Genomic DNA, 20289 nt, shown 5'->3' on the forward strand with positions numbered 1-20289 from the left:
TGCTCAGCTAGATTCACTATCACTTTCGTTTGTTGAAACTAAATACGCACTAGCGCTTAATCAATACTTCAGGTCAGCACAAACAATTTCAGAACAGCGATATCAAAAGAACTCCGCTGAACTTGCAGCGTTTAATGCTAAATATAAGCACCTTTCTTTGGACGTGTCGGACTTCCCCGTTCCCTCATCTCGCCAACAAGAAGGTTAGCCGATGACAACAGGAGCATGATTGGTGAAACCGAGCTTATCTTGGCTGACATTGAGTTCAGAGTTGGTTTAGCGCAAGACAACTTAGGTGATATCTATGTGGACAAGGCCATGCTCTACCAAATGGTGTCGCGAGTACCTGTTACGCAAAATGTAAGCAACTGGTCATCTTCATTTAATATTGGGATAAACCGCGTATTAACTGGAGAGCGAAAACGCAAACTCATCGTTCAGTCGGAGTTTGGTTTAGGCTTTACACGTGAAGTAATGCAAGGTTTAGGGGTGTATAGCGACATTATTGTGGGGGCAGGTGCAAATAAGAGTGAAGCCTTCGTATACGCTAAACCTGTTATTGGGTTATATGCCTATACAAAACTGAATAGTAAGTTGGCTGTTAACTTAAGTAGGACCTACAACCAATACGGTAGTGATAACCCAATCGATGCAGCATCGTTTAGCCTGCATCAATACGGTTTTAAAGACATCACGCTAGATTTTGAAGTGAATATACAGAAAGTCGATAATGAATATGAATCCAGTGCTTCTTTTATGTTGGGGTATCGTTTCTGAACTTATTGGAGAAAGTTACTTTATTTAGAATGCCCAGGGGGGGAGCGCTATTCTCCGTGGACAAACAATTGAAGTAACCCCACAAACCAATTAAAGTCGCTCAACATTAATCCTACCAAATTCCCATAGGGCCTTTTTAATGAACATCGAAAGACTGGAAACCAAGCAGCGCATGAGTCGCATTGTAAAGCACAATGGCGTTATCTATTTGTGCGGGCAAGTATGCGCAGACGCAACACAGGACATTACTCATCAAACCCAAACCATGTTAGATAAAGTCGATAGCCTACTTGTTCAAGCGGGCAGTGATAGAAAGCATATGTTGTCAGCTACCATTTATCTAAAAACCATGGATGATTTTGCGAAGATGAATGAGGTATGGGACAACTGGGTGCCCGAGGGTTATGCGCCAGCAAGGGCCTGCGTAACCGCCGATATGGCGCGCGAAGCTCTGCTTGTAGAAATCTCTGTCGTTGCTGCTGAGATTACTGATTAAGCATTAAAACGAAGAACTGATTTTAGGCTCGATGATTGTTGGTATGCCGACATTCATAGAGCCAACCATGCTAAATTTACCCAAGTATCCCTCACCGTCACATCTCTGAAATAAATATCCTATAGCGTATAAGATTCTCTGAAATGCCGTCAAAAGCACTATTTTAAAAACGCACATTGCTCCGATATGAGTTTTCATGAAGAAATTGAAACGCTATCAATACGAACGATATGCCATCCTCTGTCAACTTGCCTACCCCGACGCCGACGCGCAATACCAGAAAGTATTAGATCCTTTTCATGAACGGCATCTCGTCGATAAATACGGCAGAATGAGCGTAAGAATATTGTGGGTCGAAAACAAAAAAGAGGTCATCATCGTTTTTCGTGGCTCGTTGGGCTTTAAAGACTGGCTAGCTAATTTGGTTTTTATACCTTACAAACTGAACCAGTTGGATAGGCGCTTTTTTGTGCATTGGGGCTTTGCAAGGTTACTCGCACAACCGATGTATTCAAGCACGAAGACTTCAGATGACGCATTACCGCTTAGAGAATTACTGGTTAAAGTGTTAGAACCCCTTCGAGAGCAAGGCAAGCGATTTTCTTTTATTGGTCACTCATCGGGCGGTGCGGTCGCTGTGCTGATGGCTGATTATTTTCAAAGGCGATTCCCAAAGTCAGTAAAAAGAGTAGTGACTTTCGGGCAGCCCGCCGTTGGCACGCGCTCGTGGTATAAACATTACACGTTGCACCACAGGACCTATCGCATTTGTTGCGACCTAGATGTCATCACCTTCATGCCGCCGTTCCCTTTTTACTTTTGGCACGTGGGTAAAATGCTTTGGCTGCACGACGATAAAATATATGAAAACACGCCTACGCATAAGCGCTTTTTTATGTCGCTTCAAAGTTGGTTGTTACGCCCTATTACCTACCACTATATGCGAAAATATATCCGCAACAAGTCATTGTTTGACGAGCATTAAAGCGATCATTTTTAGCCTTTTTCGCGTAATTTAATGAGTTAATACACGCATTCCCATCCAAACGAGTTAGTTGGCAGGCGAGAGGAAAGATGGCTTCATTAATGATAGAGCGCGCAAAAGCAGCACTTAAAAACGCATTTGTCGGCGATGCACTTGCTATGCCGGTGCACTGGTTTTACAACCCAGCTGATATCTACAAAGCGTTTCGGTTAGGAATAGAACAGTTTGAGGATGCGCCCTCCTTTCATCCCTCTTCAATAATGTCGCTGCATTCCACACAACAAGGTGGCCGCGCAAACAAAGTATCAGCCAGCCAAAAAGAGATAGTGGGTGAGATCATTCTAAAAGGCAAAAGACAGTACTGGGGTAAAGACAATATTCATTACCATCAAGGTATGAAAGCAGGAGAAAATACGCTTAATGCCCACTGTGCCCGTATTGTCCTGACCTGCGCCCTGAAAGGTTATGACGCAGATGAGTTCTTAAACCAATACATTAGTTTTATGCGCGCCGATGTTCCTAAACACCCTGACACATATGCCGAGTCTTATCACAGAGGTTTTTTCGCGAATATTGAGCAAGGCATTCCAGCCGAAAAATGTGGTGCTGTTACCCATGACACGGCTTCAATAGGTGCGCTTGTGTCGGTAACACCTCTTGCCGTAGTAGAAGCAGCCAAGCACACTGCGCTTGAGAATGTAAAGCGCCTGTGTCGTAGTCACCTATATTTGACTCACCCAGATGAATCCCTGGCGTCAGTATGCGATTTCTATGTTGAGCTGATATACAAATTAATGCACCGCGAAGATGAACCACCCAAGGACATTTTGGGTGAAATTGCACGTAGTTCAGCAGGTATGAACTTGGCCGAGCTTACCGCAAAGAACAAAAGCGATATCGAAATTGTTGGGCGTATGTATTCACCAGCGTGTTATATCTCAGATGCTTGGCCCGCCGCTTTATATTTTGCTTACCGCTATGCTGATACCCCAAAAAAGGCGTTGATGGCGAACACCAATGTGGGAGGTGACAACGTACATCGCGGTTTTGTATTGGGAGCCCTGCTAGGCGTAATATACGGGGTTGAGATAACCCCGTGGTTTAGCGAATTAACCGACGCTAAAAAGCTAAACTCACTAATTGACTCCCTTGATATAAAGTAAATCAGATACAAAGGCTGCGTGATTTTACCGGTGAAGCGAACGGTAATTTATCACTATAAGGGCTACCGTTCATTGGTACTTCGCTTTACCTTAATTAGCATTGAGGCGAAACCTTACAGCGTCACTGTTTGACCAGTTCTCGCAGCCTTAAATATCGCGTTAACAATTCTAATATCAGCCAGTCCTTCACTACCGGTTACCATTGGCTGTCGCCCGGCTATTATGGCCAACGCATCGTTATCCATTTGAAAGGTTTGCTGCATGCCTTCAATCGGCGCAAGTGTCTTACCGTCAGATGTGGTACCGGTTACGCCGTTATAACTTTGCATAGGTTTAAGTTGATACCAACCGTCTTCACAGTCAGCTTTGAAATGATTAAACCCTTTTACTACGCTAGTGCCGCAATCCGCCACCAGTCCGTCGCCAAAGTCCATGGTAAATAAGGTAGTTTCATCAACTTCGGTAAACTTATCAGGAAAACGTTGTGGAGGATGGCTGCCGATAACAGCTACCGGCTCTCTGCCTGTTAAAAATCGGGCACCGTTTATCGCATAAACGCCCATGTCATATAGTGCGCCGCCGCCCATGTGCTTTTGCATACGCCAGTTGTCTGGCGACCTCCCCTGCCCTGAGTAACCGGCAAAGCTCGACACGGCCGTGATTTCTCCATAAGGCTTCGTATCTATATATTGATGAAAAGTACGGGTGTTAGGCTCGTGCTGCATACGATAGCCAATAGACAAGGTAACGTTATTTTTATTGCAGGCATCAATGATAGCTTGGCACTCCTCGCTATCCATCGCCATTGGCTTTTCACACCACACGTGCTTACCTGTATTCGCGGCCTTTACCGCGAAGTCTTTGTGCGTACCGGTTGGTGTAACCACGTAGATAACATCAATATCATCATTGTTCGCAATATCATCCATTGTGCGATAGGTATACACGTTGCTTTCTTTAATACCGTGCTGGCGTTGCCACTTGGGTATTTTACTTTCAGTGCCCGTGATAATGCCGCGCAATTCACAGTGATTGGTGTGCTGAAGTGCGGGCGCGAGCAAATTGGTACTGTAATTACCTAGCCCCAGCAGCGCAATGCCCAGCTTCTTTTTGGTGGGCTGGGCCAGTAAATAAGGGCTCTGAGCGACTAACAACCCTGAACCGGCCAATTGAAGAAATCGACGACGAGAAATGCGAGGCATTAGCACCCTCCACTAAGAAATTAACCCTGTATGGTTTAAGTAGTGTCTTTGTTACTTAGAAAGATCACTACTTTTTTATCCCATAGGATAGGCAACAGAGCAATAATGAAAAACTAGGCTTATACCGTGAGATAACGCAACTTAGTTCCTTCGTATCGCTTTCGCTTGCCTAGCTTCGGCTACGATGGGTTCAAGATCACTCAGATCTAAAGGTTTTACAAGGTGATGGTCAAACCCTGCCGCTTTAGAGCGCTGAATATACGAAGGTTGTCCCCACCCGGTTTGCGCTACAAATATGGCAGGAGCTAAGGCGCGTTTTTTGCGAAGAGCAGCACATAAATCGTAACCATTCATGCCCGGCATGCCAATATCCAACATTACCAAATCCGGAGTGAAAGATTCTACCGCTTTTAATGCTGAAGGGCCGTCTTCCACCACCTGCACCTGACAACCCTTTGCCTCCAAAATCCAGCCCATGGTAATAGCAGCGTCTTGATTGTCGTCTGCTATTAATACATTGAGTTTTTCTGAAGGCGCTTCTGGTATGTATTCGACTTTTTGACTCTTACTGGGCGATGAAGAAACATTGTTTGAGATGGGAAAGGTAACCTCAAGTTTTGTGCCTTTGCCTACCCCATCACTATATACATTCACGCTACCGTCGTGCATTTCCGTGAACCGTTTTACCAAGGTTAACCCAATGCCTAAACCGCCCTGCGAGCGCTCGAGTCCGCCTTCTACCTGGCTAAACATATCAAAGACGGTTTCTAACTTATCGGTAGGGATCCCTTCACCATTGTCTTTAACTGTAATGGTAACCTTGCCACCGACGGTAGTGATAAGAACTTCTATAATTCCACCAGACGGCGTGTATTTCGCGGCGTTATTAATGATGTTTGAAAAAATTTGGGACAAGCGTATAAGATCGCCATCAACCCAAATGGGAATCGTCACTTTTTCCAATAATAACGTATGCTGCTTTTCATCAATTAGGGGTTGAATAGTTTCTATCGCCGTACCCAGAATTTCACACAAGTTCACGGGTTTACGGTGAATTCTTATTTTCCCCTGGGTAATACGAGACACATCCATAAGATCATCAACCAGCCTTGTCATCTGGCTTACTTGACGTCCGACTCGCCCAAAAGCCTCACTCTTTTGACTTTGGCTATAATCATCCGACTGTAAAATCTCTAGGGCGTTTCGAATAGGTGCCAACGGATTACGAAGGGGTTCACGTTTTTCGCTGTGTATCTATAAAAGTAAACAGAGGCAAAAAGCGATGAGTTCCAGTGTTCAGGTGCCATGTAAATATTTATAGGCATAACACCTGTAAACGCGAAACAGTGTATAGTGAACCCAAACAACCGAAAAGATTGAAGAGACATCTAAGCAAGTGAATTACCTGCGCGCTTAATGAACTTTAATAATTAAAACGTCGTAATATTTACACCTTTTTTCTCAGTAAACATTAGCGACAATCACTTCTCATCAGAGGCTAAGACATGGATAACGCTGGCTCTACTCAAGACAAAACAAAAAAAGAACTTAGCTGGCGCATACCCAAAAATAGCTAAGCAAACTAGGCTATTAAATATGCTGGTGGTCTTCGCTTTTATCTACACGTTATATTTAGCGAAATCGTTACTTATCCCGCTTTTCTTTTCAGCGTTTATCGCCCTATTGTTGAGTCCTCTGGTTGCTTTTGCAAGAAAGCTGTTTGTACCCCGAACTATTTCGGCAGGAGCGTTAATTGCGATACTGGTGACGCCGTTCACCCTACTTACGCTAGAACTTGCTGAACCCGCTGAGCGTTGGATACACGACCTTCCTAAAATAGCCGCCGAGATCACGGAAGAAATAGAAGAAATTAGTAAGAGTATAGACGCCTATACTGCGCCTGCGGAATCTGCCCCCGTAGAAAAAGAGTCTTCCTTTTTCGACTGGTTTCGCGACGATAACGCGTCTGAAAAGCCCGCCACTCAACCAGATACTACAAATTCAGTAACCGACAAAATTAAACAAAGTGGTATTGATATGGGCCTAACACTTTTTAGTAGCGCACCATTTTTGCTAGCGCAAATTCTAGCCTGCATAGTGTTAATCTTTTTTTTATTGGTCTTCGGGCCTAACCTGTTTCACGTCTTTATAAGAGATTTTCCAGTGGTGACCAACAAGAGGCGTACACTGGTTTTAGTAGATCAAATTCAACGGCAGCTTTCCTCATATATCGTAACGATAAGTATCATAAATACGTGTTTAGGGCTGGCTACAGCTGGTGCATTCCATTACTTAGGAATTGAAGATGCGCTACTGTGGGGAGCACTCGTAGCTTTGATGAACTTTGTGCCTTATTTAGGCGGCATTGCAAGTTGTTTGGTGTTGCTCGTTGTAGGGCTCGTTCAATTCGGGCTTGCTAGTGGTGCATTTTTGCCTGCAGGCATCTTTTTGGCGCTGAATATTATGGAATCTCAGTTGATTACGCCAGCCGTTCTGGGTCGAAGCATGCAGCTAAACCCGTTGATCATCATAATCTGGATAGCCATCACAGGCTGGCTCTGGGGCGTGGTGGGCGGTTTTACTAGCAGTGCCTATACTGATGTGCGTTAAGATTATTCTAGAAAATCTAGGTGTTTTTAACCACTGGATTAGGCTTATCGAATCCAAGTAAACGTTTAATCACTGCTAATTTGCTTATGGCAATAGTGTTGCCTGAAATGTTTTGACGCGCTTCCTAGCGACTCTAATCGGGGTACGTATCACCCATGGGGTGGTAGCACGTTTACCGGCATTAGGTTTATACGTTCACCCAACAAAGCTAAGCCATCAAGCCTCTGTAGTAGCGAGTCTATTGTTCTTACTACATACATCGCCTACACAGAAACAGAGTCTCGCACTACGACTTTGCGCCACAAACCAGCGCATTGCTCAACAAATTGTTTATGGATAGGGTGAGACTGGTATTCGTTTTGTGCCTCAACGCTTTCGAAAAACATGAGTTCGGACACATCAAACGAATTATCGATAACGTCACGCTTTAAGGTATTTGCCGGCACGCCAATGTGAATGGAGTGAATCTGCGGTATGGCTTTTAACGACTCTAACCCCGCAATCAACTTTGCTTTATCTTCGGTAGAACCCGGGTTATTAAGCCAAAAGTAGACCATATGAAGTACAGGCGGAAGCATGGTATCTGTTGCGCTAGACGTTTCGGTGGTTGCAGCCACAACCGCTGAAGGCGCAGCGCTTGCCGGTAAAGCGGCGATAGAAGCTAGCGCGCTAGCACGCGTAACAAACTGCCTACGTTTTATGTCTGTCATCTTTTACACTCTCCATCTTTTACACTACCTTGGTCGGCGTTGTACTTTGAGTTTACTTACCATGGCACTATGAGCAAGATGAAGCAACTTTACTTTGCGATTATGTTGAACAGTGCATTAGCTCTTGCTCGCACTACATGCAGTTCAAACTGTGCCGGCCCGCTTAACCCTGCTCTAACTGCACTTCATATTAAGGTTTAAAAATAACTATGAAACCGCTTTGGGCACATTAAGCGCTTCCCGTGCATCATTAGTCAGTTTAACCAACGCTTTTCGTACATCTGTTGACGAAACACACAGCGCCTCAAAAGGGACAAACCACGTTTGTTTTTCTGTACCGCAATGCATGCCTTCTGGAAATACGCTATGCATTATTGGCTCTTCAACGTTAACACCCTTTTTGTGCTGCAAAATAAGCTGCATCGCGTCTTGATGATCTTCGTTCATATGGTTAATCATACTCTCTGGCGCGCCATGCCAGTCTTGGGCTTCAACACTCCAATAGGCTTTATCAACCCAATGGATTTTTCCGAAACCACCGATAAAGCGTACTCGTTCAGTGCGTATAGCATAAAAATTAAAATCGTGGGTTTGCTCGTATTTTTTAGCTTGCGGAAACAAACGAAAATACTGCGCTTTTACGTCGTTTTGCTTCGCAAGCTCAGCACTTCCCATAATAGTAACGCGACCGTTCGCCTGAGAGTCATCCTCACCGGCATCGAAAATAGTTAAGCTTACCTTGTCGTTCGCTTTAATATTGCGAGTGTGAAGCGCGATATCGCTAATATAGATAATTGCGTCACCGGCTGGCGTTAGTAAGTAAGGTACAACCGAACCAAAAGGGTAGCCGGGCATTGATGTTGAATGCGTGCCCAATACACCGCTGTGATGGGTGCGGCTTAGCTGTTTTGCTTGAAATGCAATATCTTGCATGCTCATGGTTAACTCCGTTCTTGTTTTTCGGTTTTCGCGAAAATTAATGTGTCACGAAAACTTGTTTTTGTTCGTTTTTAATTAGGTTTAGCTGGGTGTGATAGCACCGAGATAGCATATCGGTAGTAAGAACCCGCGCGGGTGGTCCGTCGGCTAAGCACCGCTTTTTACCCAGTAAAATCAGTCTGTCGCAGTAAGGGGAAATCAAATTAAGGTCGTGGCTTACACAAACGATGCACAGCCCTTTTTCTCGTAGAGCGACCAGTTGCTGCATTACCCGTTTCTGATGCCGTAAATCCAGCGCCGAGGTGGGCTCATCTAACAGCAAAAGCTTGCCTTCCAAGCTCTCGTTCTGATCACTTGGTAATATTTGAAGAACAGCCTTGGCCAGAAATATCCTTTGCCTTTCACCGCCTGACAAGGTTTGTATATTTCGAGCAAGCAAGTGTGTAATGTCAAACTGCTCAGCTACAAGATTAATCAGACGACTCTTTTGTTCTAACAACTCAATATGCTGATATCGCGCCAAATGAAGTAGTTCATCGGCAATAAAACCAAAAGGCGTCGATGCGCTTTGTGCCATTACAGCACGCTGCAACGCTAAATGGTTTGCGCTTAGCGAACTTATCGCTTGCCCGCCAAGGGTTAGCTCTCCATTAAACGGCGTTTCTACACCACTAAGTATACTTAATAGCGTAGACTTACCACATCCGTTTTCACCGGCGATAGCGGTAAACTCAGCGGTGTGGAAAGAAAGCGATAGCGGCTCTAGCAAGCGCTTCTTACCTCTGGCAATGACAACATCTTTTAATGTAAGCAACTCAGTGTTTAACCGTTTGCCATTATCACTTTGCTCTAGTCTTTCAATTTTCATATTAGCTACACCCCACCACTAAATATACGGCGCTGCTGCCACAGTAAGTAAAGGAAAAATGGCGCCCCTACTGCAGAGGTAACAATACCAATAGGTATTTCCATAGGCACAAACAGCGTTCGCGCAAGCGTATCGGCGACTATCAATAATAGCGCCCCTGTTAGCGCACTGGCAGGAATTAGAACCTGGTGATTTACGCCAAATATTGCCCGGCACATATGAGGCACCACTAAACCTACAAAGCCGATAATGCCGCACAGCGCTGTCGCTAATGCCACGGAAAACGCCACCAACCATAAAACCCTTTGTTTATAGCGCGTAACATTTAGCCCCATGTAGGCTGCTTCTTTTTCACCCAGTGCCATTAAGTTAAGGGCATTACGGGACTTCATTAACCCTGTAATAGCAATAAAACTCGCTAAAGCGACCAAACCACAAAGCGTCCAGCTTGCTCCGGCTAAACTCCCCATAGTCCAGTAGCTTATTTGGCGAAGCGCATCGTCGCTTGCCACGTAACTAATAGCCCCTATGACTGTGCCGGTTAACGCATTAATGGCTACCCCTGCCAAAATAAGTGCTGCCACCGATACACCTTGCGGACCATTTGAAAACCGTAAGACCGTCCATACAGATAGTAGTGCTCCACCAAACGCCCACATGGCTACCCATACCGATTCAAGTGCAGGAAGAAGTGGAGGCACAATGGTCATACTCAGCGCCGCGGCGGCGGCTGCGCCACCGGCAATACCGATTAAGCCAGGGTCGGCGAGCGGATTGCGCACTAGACCCTGCATTGCGCAGCCAGATACGGCTAACAGCGCGCCAATCAGCATAGTCATGATCACCCTCGGCAACCTTATTTCAGACAGCACATACCAATGGGTGGTGTTTGCTGACGTATTTTCTACCGTATTTTTTACCGTATTTCCGCCGCTAATGAAGTATCTAAGTTGCTGTTCAATATCAATTGGTAAACTGCCGCGGGTTAACCCCACATAAGCACAGGTCAACAGCAATAAGAGCAGTATTCCCATGCCAATACGCTTTCGCTGTGCGCGGGCATTAATAAGCTGAAGTACCACAGGCACCGATGAGTAATCGCTTGGGTTATCACTGTGCTTAGCTGCGGAAGATAACTGCATTATTGACTCGTTCCACTATAAGCAGCTTTTTGCGTTTGCTTAATTTCAATGGCTTTTTCTGCATACTCTGCAACATACTGAAGCGCCACATGAAAGCGCGGGGAAAGGCCCAAGCTTATGCTGCTATCCATGGCTTCAACTAGGCAATGTTTACCAGCAAACGTGGCAGCTAACGCGTGATGTGTACAAAGGGCCTCCTTCGCACTTTTGCCACGAAGCATGTGCCCTGCTGCAATTACAACATCGGGGTTTTGCATAAGCACAGACTCTGCATCCATCACTTTGTAACCTTCCACAGCTGAACCAATATTAACGATACCAAGAGTATCGAATAGCGCTTGAGGCACGGTATCTTTACCAGCTACCGTTATTCCCCTGTCATTGTTCGCCACCACAAAGAGCGCTTTGATTTGTGTATTGAACGCTGAGGTTTTATCGGCGTACCGCGCTTTTTGTTGCTCTACCTTCTTTTCTATATGGTGGATTAGTTCAATAGCCTGCTCGCTAGAGGCAAGTTTTTTGCCAATGTCTATCACCAAGGCTTTCAAGCCGCTAAGGTTTTTATCCACGTCAAAAGTAGTAACGTCTACGCCGGCATGGGCTATTTGTTCAAGCGCAACGCTTGGGCCTGTTGCCTCTGCTCCTAATAGCATTGTGGGCTGCTGGGCCAATACCCCCTCGGTGCTTAGCTGACGAAAGTACCCAAGCTTAGTCAAACTTGCTGCTTCTTGTGGAAACATACTGGTACTATCGGTCGCGATTACCCAGTCGCCTCGCCCTAACGCGAACACAATTTCGGTGATACTGCCGCCAGCAGTGATTATTCGAGGCGGCGCAGTTTGCGTTTCATTTAAAGGGGCGCTAAACGCCCCTACAGCAAACAAACACCACCCTACCATCACCGTAGAAATCGCTTTTGCGGCTATTGAAGAAAATGAGAGTGTGTGTTGCGGCATCATTTACTCTCCGGTCACAGGGTCAACGCGGAAGCTATAGGCACCTGATGTACCCTCTTCATCGTAATAGCTGGTAATTTGAAACTTATACGTGGTGTCGCCAGCCTGAATTAAATAAACCCCAAACTGTGAGTAAAGTAAGTGGCTGGTGCTGTCGTAGAAATACCAGTTGTTCGTACTCATCGCGTACTCACTGACCGTCTCTTCACTGAAGCCATAATACTGCGCCGCTTCTGTGTCCACGCCGTTATACGTTTGTGCATCGGTGCGAAGTACAGTGGCGTCATCCGCAATAGTCAGTGCAAATTCCCCCGCGCCGTCTGCGCACGGAATAGTGAGGTCCCAGCCGTCAGCTTGTGTAACCACCAGCTGCAAATCAAAATCTACGTAGACAGCGTCGCTACAACCTACCGCATCAAGGGTCAGCGCGACTTCTTCGGCAAAGGTAGTTTGCCCATCAAGAACGCTTTGGTGCATAACGCCAAGGGTTATTTCACCAATACCTCGCCCTTCAGTGACGATATCGGTAACGTGAAATTTTGTGTAGTTGCTGTCTGAAAACACGATGTAATACGTATCTTCATTTGGCGTTACTACGTGAGTGGTAAAGTCGTAATTGTAAAAGGTATCGCCGATGACTTGGGTTTCTGTATCTGTGCTGAACGCTTCAGCTTCTGGGATATCGCTTTCGGTAACAGCCAAGTAGTCGTCTAGTTCGCTGTCTGCGGTCGCATTTAGGAACAGTTCAGATGCTGGCGCGCCAGTATCATCATAAAAGTCGCTGTTATTTCCAGTAAAATAAAGGCTTACTGGCGTGTCTTGATGCGTATTTAAGAACACATTAGTACGTTTAAAACCAATATCCCACGCAGTATCCGTTGCGGCTTCTTCATCGGTAAGCGTAAGCTGCGTCTGTGTATCTAAGTCAAAGTAAACTGCAACAGGCTCTGATGTCGAGCCCGTACTGTACGGCCCATAAATGGTTGCTTCTTCGTTTCCACCGTCAGAACTTCCATCATCTGAACCTCCGCTACCATCGGTTACTTCGTCAGGTGTTTCAACTGGGGTGTCATCGCTACTTGAGCCACCACACGCAGTTAGGCCGAATGTCATAGCAAGCAATAACGCTAAATAGGTCTTATTCATGTGTTTTCCTTATTTTAAATTCGCTGTGTTAAGCAGCGGGTTTTATTTATTGGTTTAATTTGTTGGTCTAATTTGTTGGTCTAGGTTTTTAACCTAAGTTTTTGGGCCATTTTTTTTGGCCCGATTTTTTTGGGGCCGTTTTTTTTGAAAGTGGCGCCTTGTCAGTTTGACGTCTGTCGTTAGGTGTTTTTTTGTTCTCAAACGTTTTTTCTATGTCGGTGCTTTCGTTTTATGGTTATTTCAATACTGGTAACTCACGCCCAAATACAATCGCCTTGCAGCAATCGGTCTAGCGTCGAAAGCCCCCGCTAAAAGTGCCTCGGTTGAGCGATGTTCATCGGTAAGGTTTTCAAGTCCTAGGCGCGCTTGCCACTGAGGCGTGAACTGGTGCTGTACGACCGCGTTTAGCGTGGTAAAGCTATCTTTCGCTATTGAGCTATAGCCAATAGAAGGTGACACATTTCCCTCATGCACACCGTAAAGCTGTAGACTGGTGTCGGTATGACTAAACTGATAGGTAACGGAGGCTTTAACTAAGTGGGTAGGACGTTCAGGCAAGCGCTGCGAACTGCCGTCTTCGGCAACTAGGTAGCTGTAATTCAATTGCCACTGCCAATTGTCATCTTGCGCGCTAGCGCTTAAATCAGCGCCGTATAGGGTAGCTTCATCAATATTTTGATAAACGGAGATATCTAAACCCGCGTCTTGCGATGCATCGAGGTCTACCGCCGTGGTAATGAAATCATCAGCTTTGGTGTAATGAAGGTTAATATCGACCTGATATAACCAGTCACTTTTGGTGGGCTCTATCCGAAGGTTAGCGCCTAAGTTGGCATTTAGCGCTGTTTCAGGCGTAAGTGCGTCGTTGCCAAGCACCATATAACCTAAGTTACTGTGGTCGAATACGTAATAGCGTTCCTTAAGGTTAGGCACGCGATAGCTACTGCCAGCCCCTGCGCGAAGTTGCCACGAAGTACTGTCAGCACTAAATGACTGGCTTGCACTTGCTTTAAACGCGGTATGCCAGCCGAAATCAGAATCGTTTTGTATTCTTGCGCCAGCTACAAGCTGGGTGTGGTTTTGCTGCCAGTTCCCTTGTAAATAAAGCTCGGCACTTTCCCGGCTCACATCGTCAACTTCAACCGTACCCGTGCTGAGGTTTTGCTGATCCAGCGTATCGCCATGTAAAACAACGCCGCCTACCCACTCAATATCTTTGGTGGAATAAATTTTTTGCGCTTCTAGTTCCGCCAGCTGGATATCGGTTTGACGCAACCCGTTGCTGTTACCGCTTTCTTCATCATGTGAAAGATAGCGCGTATTGATATGCCAATCATATTGCTGCTCAAGGCGAAAATCGTGTTGCCACTGGGTTACGTTAGACAGATAGCTAATGATAGTGGCTTGACCGGGTATTGATGATTGAGGCTTGTCTTTTTGTTCATCCAACCACTGCCCCTTGTATTGCACGCTCACGCTATTTATCAATGTAGATAACGACATTTGCACGAAGGATTTGTCTACCGCGCCTCCATCTTGTGATGTAGTTTCGCCGTCGTAATCAAAACCCGGGTTGGTAATGTTCTGAGCCGTTATGCCAAGCTGCCAATCACTAATTGCTTTCGCAGCAGTTATCCTAGACGTGTGCCCGATTTCATCACCTTCAATTGCATCATCGGTAAAGTATGATGCCTCGTAGTCTGCTGAAAACTGCGACCCTTCCACCTTCTCGGTAATGATATTGATAACACCACCCATGGCAGAGCTGCCGTAAAGTACTGATGCCGCGCCACGCACTATTTCAATTTGTTTAATATTGGCAACGCTAATTTGGTCAAGGTCGACGGAAGAGCCTGTGGGAGAAATGATGGGCTGGCCGTTGATTAACACCAACACATGATCGCCATTGAACCCGTTTAGCTGAACGTTGTAGCCGTCTTTTTGACTTCGCCTCACCACAACGCCCGGCATCACCTCAAGCACTTGGCGCAAGGTACCTTTACTTAGTCGCGCAATCTCCGCTTTATCTACTACATCAATTTTTACGGGCGAAGAAGCCAATAGTTTAGGTGTCCTAGTACCTGTCACCACAACGCGCTCAAGGGCATCTTCTGCTAATACTGGAAAAGACAAAGGAAGGCTAACGACGACCAGAAGGGAAGGTACAAAGCGGGCTTGTTTCATCAATAATTCTTTTAATGCAAATGATAATGATTTGTGTTTGATCTTATTTATTTAAAACCGTTTTGCAAGGAAAATTGTTAACCGCTCTCATGAAAAATGTCTAAGCTTCTAATAAGTAAGACTTTTAAAATGCTATTTAGAGGGTGAAAAAAGAAATCGAGGAGTAAACAAACTTGGCAAGATAATTGATTTACAAAGTAGATATTAAGGTAATAACAACGAGATTTTGACACTATGCGCCTACCTACTAAACAACTTATCAATAAAATCGAAAATTTGTCTAATGGCCTAACACCAGAGCAGCTAACAAGCTTTCTCGATATTATTGACGCTATGACGGCACTGGTTGAGGAAGCTGGAGAGTTAAAAGCTGATAGCGACACCAAAAATAATAGCCCCAGTACAGGGATGTCCGTATTCCACTAGACTAAGGTTTACAGTGTTCACTGCCTTCAAGTAAGAGCGCTATAGCAATACCAAGAATGATGAATATTCGTTTTTGCTCATTTGCAGTTCGTTTATGTTCGTTTTATGATACGTCCCAATTAAATGTACATGGGAAGTTGCGTCAGAATAAGAACTAAACGGCCTGTTAGTTAGATGAACAGTTAGTGCAATATTGCGCAACATAAAACGCTTTTCTGCCTTCATTTTCCCTAACATAACTCTGTCGTTTCTTTTTCTGCACAGCGCGTTGTACTGGTTAAAGATTTAAAGGATGAATTATGTTACCTCTCACGGAACCAACGCTTTTCCGCCAGTGTATTGCTGAATTCATAGGCACGGCGATTCTGATTTTCTTTGGTGTTGGTGCAGTTGCAGCACTGGTATTAACAGGTGCTTCGTTCGGTCAATGGGAAATAAGTATTGTCTGGGGGTTTGGCGTAGCTGTTGCCATTTATTGTACTGCTGGGGTTTCGGGTGCACATATTAATCCTGCGGTAACCATTGCGCTTGCTCTTTTTCATGGTTTTGAAAAGCACAAAGTAGGCCCCTTCATCCTTTCTCAGTTTCTGGGAGCATTCGCTGCTGCCGCACTTATCTACGGCTTATATCATCAACTTTTTACAGACTATGAACTTACTCACAACCTTTCGCGCGATAGTGTAGAGGCTCTGGCGACCGCCAGCATTTTTTCTACTTTTCCTCACGAAGCCCTTTCATTCTGGGGTGCCTTTGGCGTTGAATTCGTTATCACTGCAGTGTTGATGTTTGCAATACTGGCATTGGGCGATGAAAACAACGGTGCATCACGTGGAGCCATGAACCCGCTACTAATTGGTATTGTCATCGCTGTCATTGGTTCGTCTTTAGGACCGTTGACCGGTTTTGCCATGAACCCAGCTCGCGATTTTGGTCCAAAGCTCTTTTCCTATATTGCGGGATGGGAGCATGCGCTCTCCGGCGCGAAAGCCACTCCTTACTTTATTGTACCTATTATTGCGCCTATATGTGGTGCATCCTTTGGCGCTTGGCTTTACCCTGTATTAATAGGTCGCTCTCTTTCCCAAGACAGTCGCGCTTGTACTATTCCTAGCGATTGCGAAACTTCCGTTGTTACACAAACTTCTCAAGAGAGTTTTGATAGAGGGTAAGCTGACTGTTGATATACGAGCGGCAATGGCCTATTTTACGCCGCAGTTGAATTTACAAAGAAGCATAGCGCGTGTTTTATTTAATAACAGTTACTGTCCTTTGGGCATTTTCCTTTTCGCTTATTGGCGAATTTTTAGCAGGATCAGTAGACAGTTATTTTGCTGTTTTGACACGCATTGTGCTCGCCACACTGGTTTTCCTTCCCTTTCTTAAGCCGGCATTATTAAACCTTAAACAAAAGGCGATCCTGGCGAGTTTAGGTGCTGTGCAGTTAGGGTTAATGTACATCTTTTTTTATCACGCATTTTTGTTTTTAAGCGTGCCAGAGGTGTTGCTTTTCACCATTTTCACACCGCTTTACGTAGCCATTTTAAACGACGCACTCTTTAAGCGCTTCACCCCGTTTTACTTGTTGTGTGCACTTATCGCTACCACAGGGGCTGCCATTATTCGTTTTAACGGCATTAGCGATAATTACTGGTTTGGCTTTGCCGTTGTTCAAGGTGCTAACCTTTCCTTTGCGCTAGGACAGGTGGGTTATAAAAAACTCACCTCCACCTTCAAAACACAAGTGCCCTATCACAACGTGTTTGCGTGGTTTTATTTAGGCGCACTGGCTATAGCACTACCTGCTTTCTTCATTTTTGGTAACACTAGCCAACTGCCGCAGAATGCTCAGCAGTGGGGCATATTGTTGTGGTTAGGTATCGTGGCATCGGGGCTTGGGTATTACTTTTGGAATCAAGGCGCACTGAAAGTATCAGGAGGCACATTAGCCATCATGAACAACGCGCTTATTCCAGCAGGGCTGGTGGTTAATTTACTGCTTTGGCAAAAAGACACTGATTTTTCTCGTTTGTTTCTTGGCGGTGCCATCATTGCCATTGCGCTTTGGATGTCTCATCAATACAGCAAGAAACAGAAGCAGCTCTAAGCCTCAACAAAGCCGACTCTACGCAGGGCTATACTCGCTAATCATGGTGTAGTCTTTGCGCGGCCCTTTGACCTGCCATGTTGAGCGCCACACTGGCAACTTTGCGAAGTCATAGTGCACTACGTAGTTGTCATCGCCGCATAAGTGTTCGGCATTCGGGTTGCTCGCACTAAATGTATGAAAATAACGTTCATCGTCAAACAAAACATCGAACACACCATGCTGTGACTGTTGCCAAAAATAGCGGCGCTCGGCAGGCATAATGTTTCCATTTGGCGCGGTTACTTCGCCCTGTTCGTAATAATTCAGCGTCGGTTTCTCCCACGCAGGCTCCCAACAAAAAGCAGCTGTCCCAACAAACGAAAAAGTATCCCCGTTTTGCTGGATAATTTTCCGACGCAAATGCCAGCGCCCTGCGAAGTCGTCAAGAGACGCGGGGCCCTTAGAAGGCGCTGACAACGTCGATACGCTGGGGCTAGATGACACCTTAGAGCCTGTCATATAATACATCCAATCACTTCACAATTAATCAGACCAAGCAATAGTAAGCACTTACAATAAGCGTACTTCCCTACTACCAAAAATAGGTCACGGTAGCCGAATACTGTTCGCCCCGCCCTGGCGTGCCGGGAATTTCTTCAAAACGTTCATCCCAAAAGTTATCAACTGCCAGTACTAGGTTTAACCCTTCAATTTGAGAAGGTGAATAGGTGAGTGTAACGTGAGAGAAGAATGCCGAATCACTGCCGTTTCTAAGCGCGTTGGTTTCTTGCTTGCGCCACTCGTTGTCTATGCGAACTTCAACCGTATCAGTTGCAAACCACACCAGTCCAAGGGTTACTCTATGCGGTGGATAGTTTAGCGCGTAAAAACTCGCATCCACACCTTCAATGCCGTAGTCTTCTGACTTATCAAGATAGGTATAACTGGCAACCACATCCGCATTATCAAAGCGCTTAATCGCAATTAATTCAAACCCTAGCGTTTGAATATCTACGGGGTTTGCGCTGCGTGCCGAGGTGGAATCGAAACTATAAGTCCAGTCGGTCAGCTCGTTATCCCAGCGATAGAAAACGGCGGTATCAACTTTCCATGATTGCTCATCAAACGACGCGCCAAGCTCGAGGTTTTTACTCACCTCTCGCTGTAGCTGATTATTACTTCTGAACAAGCCACTCGTGGTGCTGCCGCCCACTGCAGTATAGCCGGCCACTTGAGTCGCTTCTGCATACGAAAGATATAAATTTCGCGAGGCATTATCGCCAGTTTGCGTGTACCAGTTAAAATCGCCCACAAAAGACAGCCGGTCTTCATCGCGATTAGTATCATCAAACGCGCCACCTAAGCGTACGGTAATCGACTCCTTAGTGTTTAGCTGGGTACGATACTCTGGCACCACACTAATGTTGTAGTAGTCGCGGGAAGTGAAGTTATTTTCTAGCGTGGTCGATTCAATGTCGTCTGCAGTAATTTGCGCGGAGTAGTTGATACCAAAGTCTGGCGAGAGGTTGTGAGTACCAGAAAGCGCGAGTGATTTTACCTGCGTTTCGTGAAACGCCTGAAAACTTTCTGGGTTTTCGCGCGAAAATACATAGTGGTCATCGTTTTCCCTGTAATAACCCGATACCTCAAAGGCACTTTCATTACCCTTTTCACCGTAGCGCTGCTTATGATTTAGCATTACCAAACGCGTTTCAATATCTTCGGTTTCGTTAACGTCAAAGGGCGTATACAAATTAGGCCAACCAAAGAACTTTTCCTGATAACCATAAAACAAGTCGGTTTGCGAACGCTCACTTGCTAACTGAACGCGACCTGACGCGCGTTCAAATTGGTGATCCCCATTGGCAATAGTGCCATCGCTTTCAGAGCGAGAATACTCCCCTTCCACACCCACAGACCAAGCTGGATAGCTTTTAAGATGTTGATTTACTGCGCCGTGAACGCGCTGCAAATTGAAGTTATTGTTGCCCACGCCAACAGATACACTGCCCGCCTCTTGAATAGGTCGCCATCCGTGAGACACCGTACCAACAGAGCTATTTACACCATAAAGCGCGTTATCAACACCGGTAAAAATACTCGGCTCAGTCAACATTTCTGGCGCAATAGGAATTTCGGCGAAATAGTGCCCCGTTTGCGGGTCGATTAGCGTTGCGCTACCTACGCGAAAGCCGGTGTTCTCGAAGATACCACCGCGGATGGTGACATCGGCCTGTGCTTCGGCCATGTTTCTTGATTGCAAATCTACCCGCGGGTCGTATTCCAAATTTGAAATGGGTGAATTAAACGTACCAACCGGCTTGTTATTCGCAGTTGCCGCCCCTTCAATCGTAATTTTTTCGACGTTCGCTTCAGCCTTTTCTGTGGATATAACATCTACGTTTTCCGTTGCGAAAACAGATAAAGGAAGCGCAGATAAAAATAGAGAAAATGTTTTATGAAACATTGAGTGTCCTAGTTCCTAGTGCTAGTTCATATTCACAAACGCTAAACGCTTTTCAGGCACCTGACTTTTGCAGGTGCGTAACACGTACTATCACCGATACTGACTTTTATTACGTCGGTTTATAGTGCGTAG

General features: G+C 45.5%; 19 protein-coding genes. 8 read left to right on the forward strand and 11 right to left on the reverse strand.

The genetic code is table 11. The features are described 5' to 3' along the window. Window positions 1–225: 225 nt before the first annotated feature. The 4 genes from ACX5J7_RS16545 (at window position 226) to ACX5J7_RS16560 (ending at window position 3421) form a co-directional block, all read left to right on the forward strand. On the forward strand, window positions 226–777 hold the full coding sequence (locus ACX5J7_RS16545; RefSeq protein WP_020744203.1) for a DUF7840 domain-containing protein: 552 nt from the start codon (window positions 226–228) through the stop codon (window positions 775–777). A 139-nt stretch (window positions 778–916) separates the two neighbouring features. Further along, the gene (locus ACX5J7_RS16550) at window positions 917–1273 is read left to right on the forward strand and encodes a RidA family protein (RefSeq protein ID WP_020744204.1); all 357 of its coding nucleotides are present in this window, start codon (window positions 917–919) and stop codon (window positions 1271–1273) included. 196 nt (window positions 1274–1469) lie between these two features. Next, a complete protein-coding gene (locus tag ACX5J7_RS16555) occupies window positions 1470–2258 on the forward strand; it encodes a lipase family protein (protein ID WP_020744205.1) in 789 nt (262 codons plus the stop codon). 89 nt (window positions 2259–2347) lie between these two features. After that, window positions 2348–3421, forward strand: a complete 1074-nt coding sequence (locus ACX5J7_RS16560; protein WP_498707568.1) for an ADP-ribosylglycohydrolase family protein — start codon at window positions 2348–2350, stop codon at window positions 3419–3421. Between the two features lie 113 nt (window positions 3422–3534). Here ACX5J7_RS16560 and ACX5J7_RS16565 read toward each other — a convergent pair whose 3' ends face one another. Next, a complete protein-coding gene (locus tag ACX5J7_RS16565) occupies window positions 3535–4623 on the reverse strand; it encodes a Gfo/Idh/MocA family protein (RefSeq protein ID WP_498707570.1) in 1089 nt (362 codons plus the stop codon). Between the two features lie 141 nt (window positions 4624–4764). Further along, window positions 4765–5841, reverse strand: coding sequence for a hybrid sensor histidine kinase/response regulator (locus ACX5J7_RS16570; RefSeq protein WP_498707571.1), 1077 nt, complete (start codon window positions 5839–5841; stop codon window positions 4765–4767). Between the two features lie 378 nt (window positions 5842–6219). On the opposite strand from ACX5J7_RS16570, the gene ACX5J7_RS16575 reads away from it, so the two are divergent. Beyond that, window positions 6220–7233, forward strand: coding sequence for an AI-2E family transporter (locus ACX5J7_RS16575; protein ID WP_498707572.1), 1014 nt, complete (start codon window positions 6220–6222; stop codon window positions 7231–7233). A gap of 263 nt (window positions 7234–7496) precedes the next feature. On the opposite strand, the gene ACX5J7_RS16580 is transcribed toward ACX5J7_RS16575, so the two are convergent. From ACX5J7_RS16580 to ACX5J7_RS16610, 7 genes are all read right to left on the reverse strand, one after another. Further along, a complete protein-coding gene (locus ACX5J7_RS16580) occupies window positions 7497–7943 on the reverse strand; it encodes a Dabb family protein (RefSeq protein ID WP_024016878.1) in 447 nt (148 codons plus the stop codon). 207 nt (window positions 7944–8150) lie between these two features. After that, complete coding sequence (locus ACX5J7_RS16585; RefSeq protein ID WP_287148777.1) at window positions 8151–8882, reverse strand: HugZ family pyridoxamine 5'-phosphate oxidase; 732 nt, start codon at window positions 8880–8882, stop codon at window positions 8151–8153. 37 nt (window positions 8883–8919) lie between these two features. Further along, on the reverse strand, window positions 8920–9750 hold the full coding sequence (locus ACX5J7_RS16590) for an ABC transporter ATP-binding protein (protein ID WP_287148778.1): 831 nt from the start codon (window positions 9748–9750) through the stop codon (window positions 8920–8922). A gap of 5 nt (window positions 9751–9755) precedes the next feature. Further along, window positions 9756–10892 (reverse strand): FecCD family ABC transporter permease, encoded by a 1137-nt coding sequence (locus ACX5J7_RS16595; RefSeq protein ID WP_287148779.1) that lies wholly within the window; start codon window positions 10890–10892, stop codon window positions 9756–9758. Next, window positions 10892–11851: a heme/hemin ABC transporter substrate-binding protein gene (locus ACX5J7_RS16600; protein ID WP_287148780.1), complete on the reverse strand. Its 960-nt coding sequence runs from the start codon at window positions 11849–11851 to the stop codon at window positions 10892–10894. The genes ACX5J7_RS16595 and ACX5J7_RS16600 overlap by 1 nt, the downstream gene beginning before the upstream one ends. Next, window positions 11852–12994 carry an HmuY family protein gene (locus tag ACX5J7_RS16605; protein ID WP_287148781.1) on the reverse strand — a complete coding sequence of 381 codons (1143 nt, stop codon included), beginning with the start codon at window positions 12992–12994 and terminating at the stop codon, window positions 11852–11854. 240 nt (window positions 12995–13234) lie between these two features. Further along, entirely contained in the window at window positions 13235–15178 is a 1944-nt protein-coding gene (locus ACX5J7_RS16610) for a TonB-dependent receptor plug domain-containing protein (protein WP_498707574.1), read from the reverse strand. Window positions 15179–15412: 234 nt separating this feature from the next. On the opposite strand from ACX5J7_RS16610, the gene ACX5J7_RS16615 reads away from it, so the two are divergent. From ACX5J7_RS16615 to ACX5J7_RS16625, 3 genes are all read left to right on the forward strand, one after another. Next, window positions 15413–15604, forward strand: a complete 192-nt coding sequence (locus ACX5J7_RS16615; RefSeq protein ID WP_333973138.1) for a hypothetical protein — start codon at window positions 15413–15415, stop codon at window positions 15602–15604. 299 nt (window positions 15605–15903) lie between these two features. Next, window positions 15904–16773, forward strand: coding sequence for an MIP/aquaporin family protein (locus tag ACX5J7_RS16620; RefSeq protein ID WP_015067987.1), 870 nt, complete (start codon window positions 15904–15906; stop codon window positions 16771–16773). A 71-nt stretch (window positions 16774–16844) separates the two neighbouring features. Then, the gene (locus ACX5J7_RS16625) at window positions 16845–17708 is read left to right on the forward strand and encodes an EamA family transporter (protein ID WP_012519674.1); all 864 of its coding nucleotides are present in this window, start codon (window positions 16845–16847) and stop codon (window positions 17706–17708) included. 18 nt (window positions 17709–17726) lie between these two features. On the opposite strand, the gene ACX5J7_RS16630 is transcribed toward ACX5J7_RS16625, so the two are convergent. After that, window positions 17727–18209, reverse strand: coding sequence for a DUF6314 family protein (locus ACX5J7_RS16630; RefSeq protein WP_024016894.1), 483 nt, complete (start codon window positions 18207–18209; stop codon window positions 17727–17729). A gap of 73 nt (window positions 18210–18282) precedes the next feature. Continuing rightward, window positions 18283–20157, reverse strand: a complete 1875-nt coding sequence (locus ACX5J7_RS16635) for a TonB-dependent receptor plug domain-containing protein (protein WP_498707575.1) — start codon at window positions 20155–20157, stop codon at window positions 18283–18285. Between the last annotated feature and the right edge of the window lie 132 nt (window positions 20158–20289).

The organism is Alteromonas infernus (assembly GCF_902705815.1).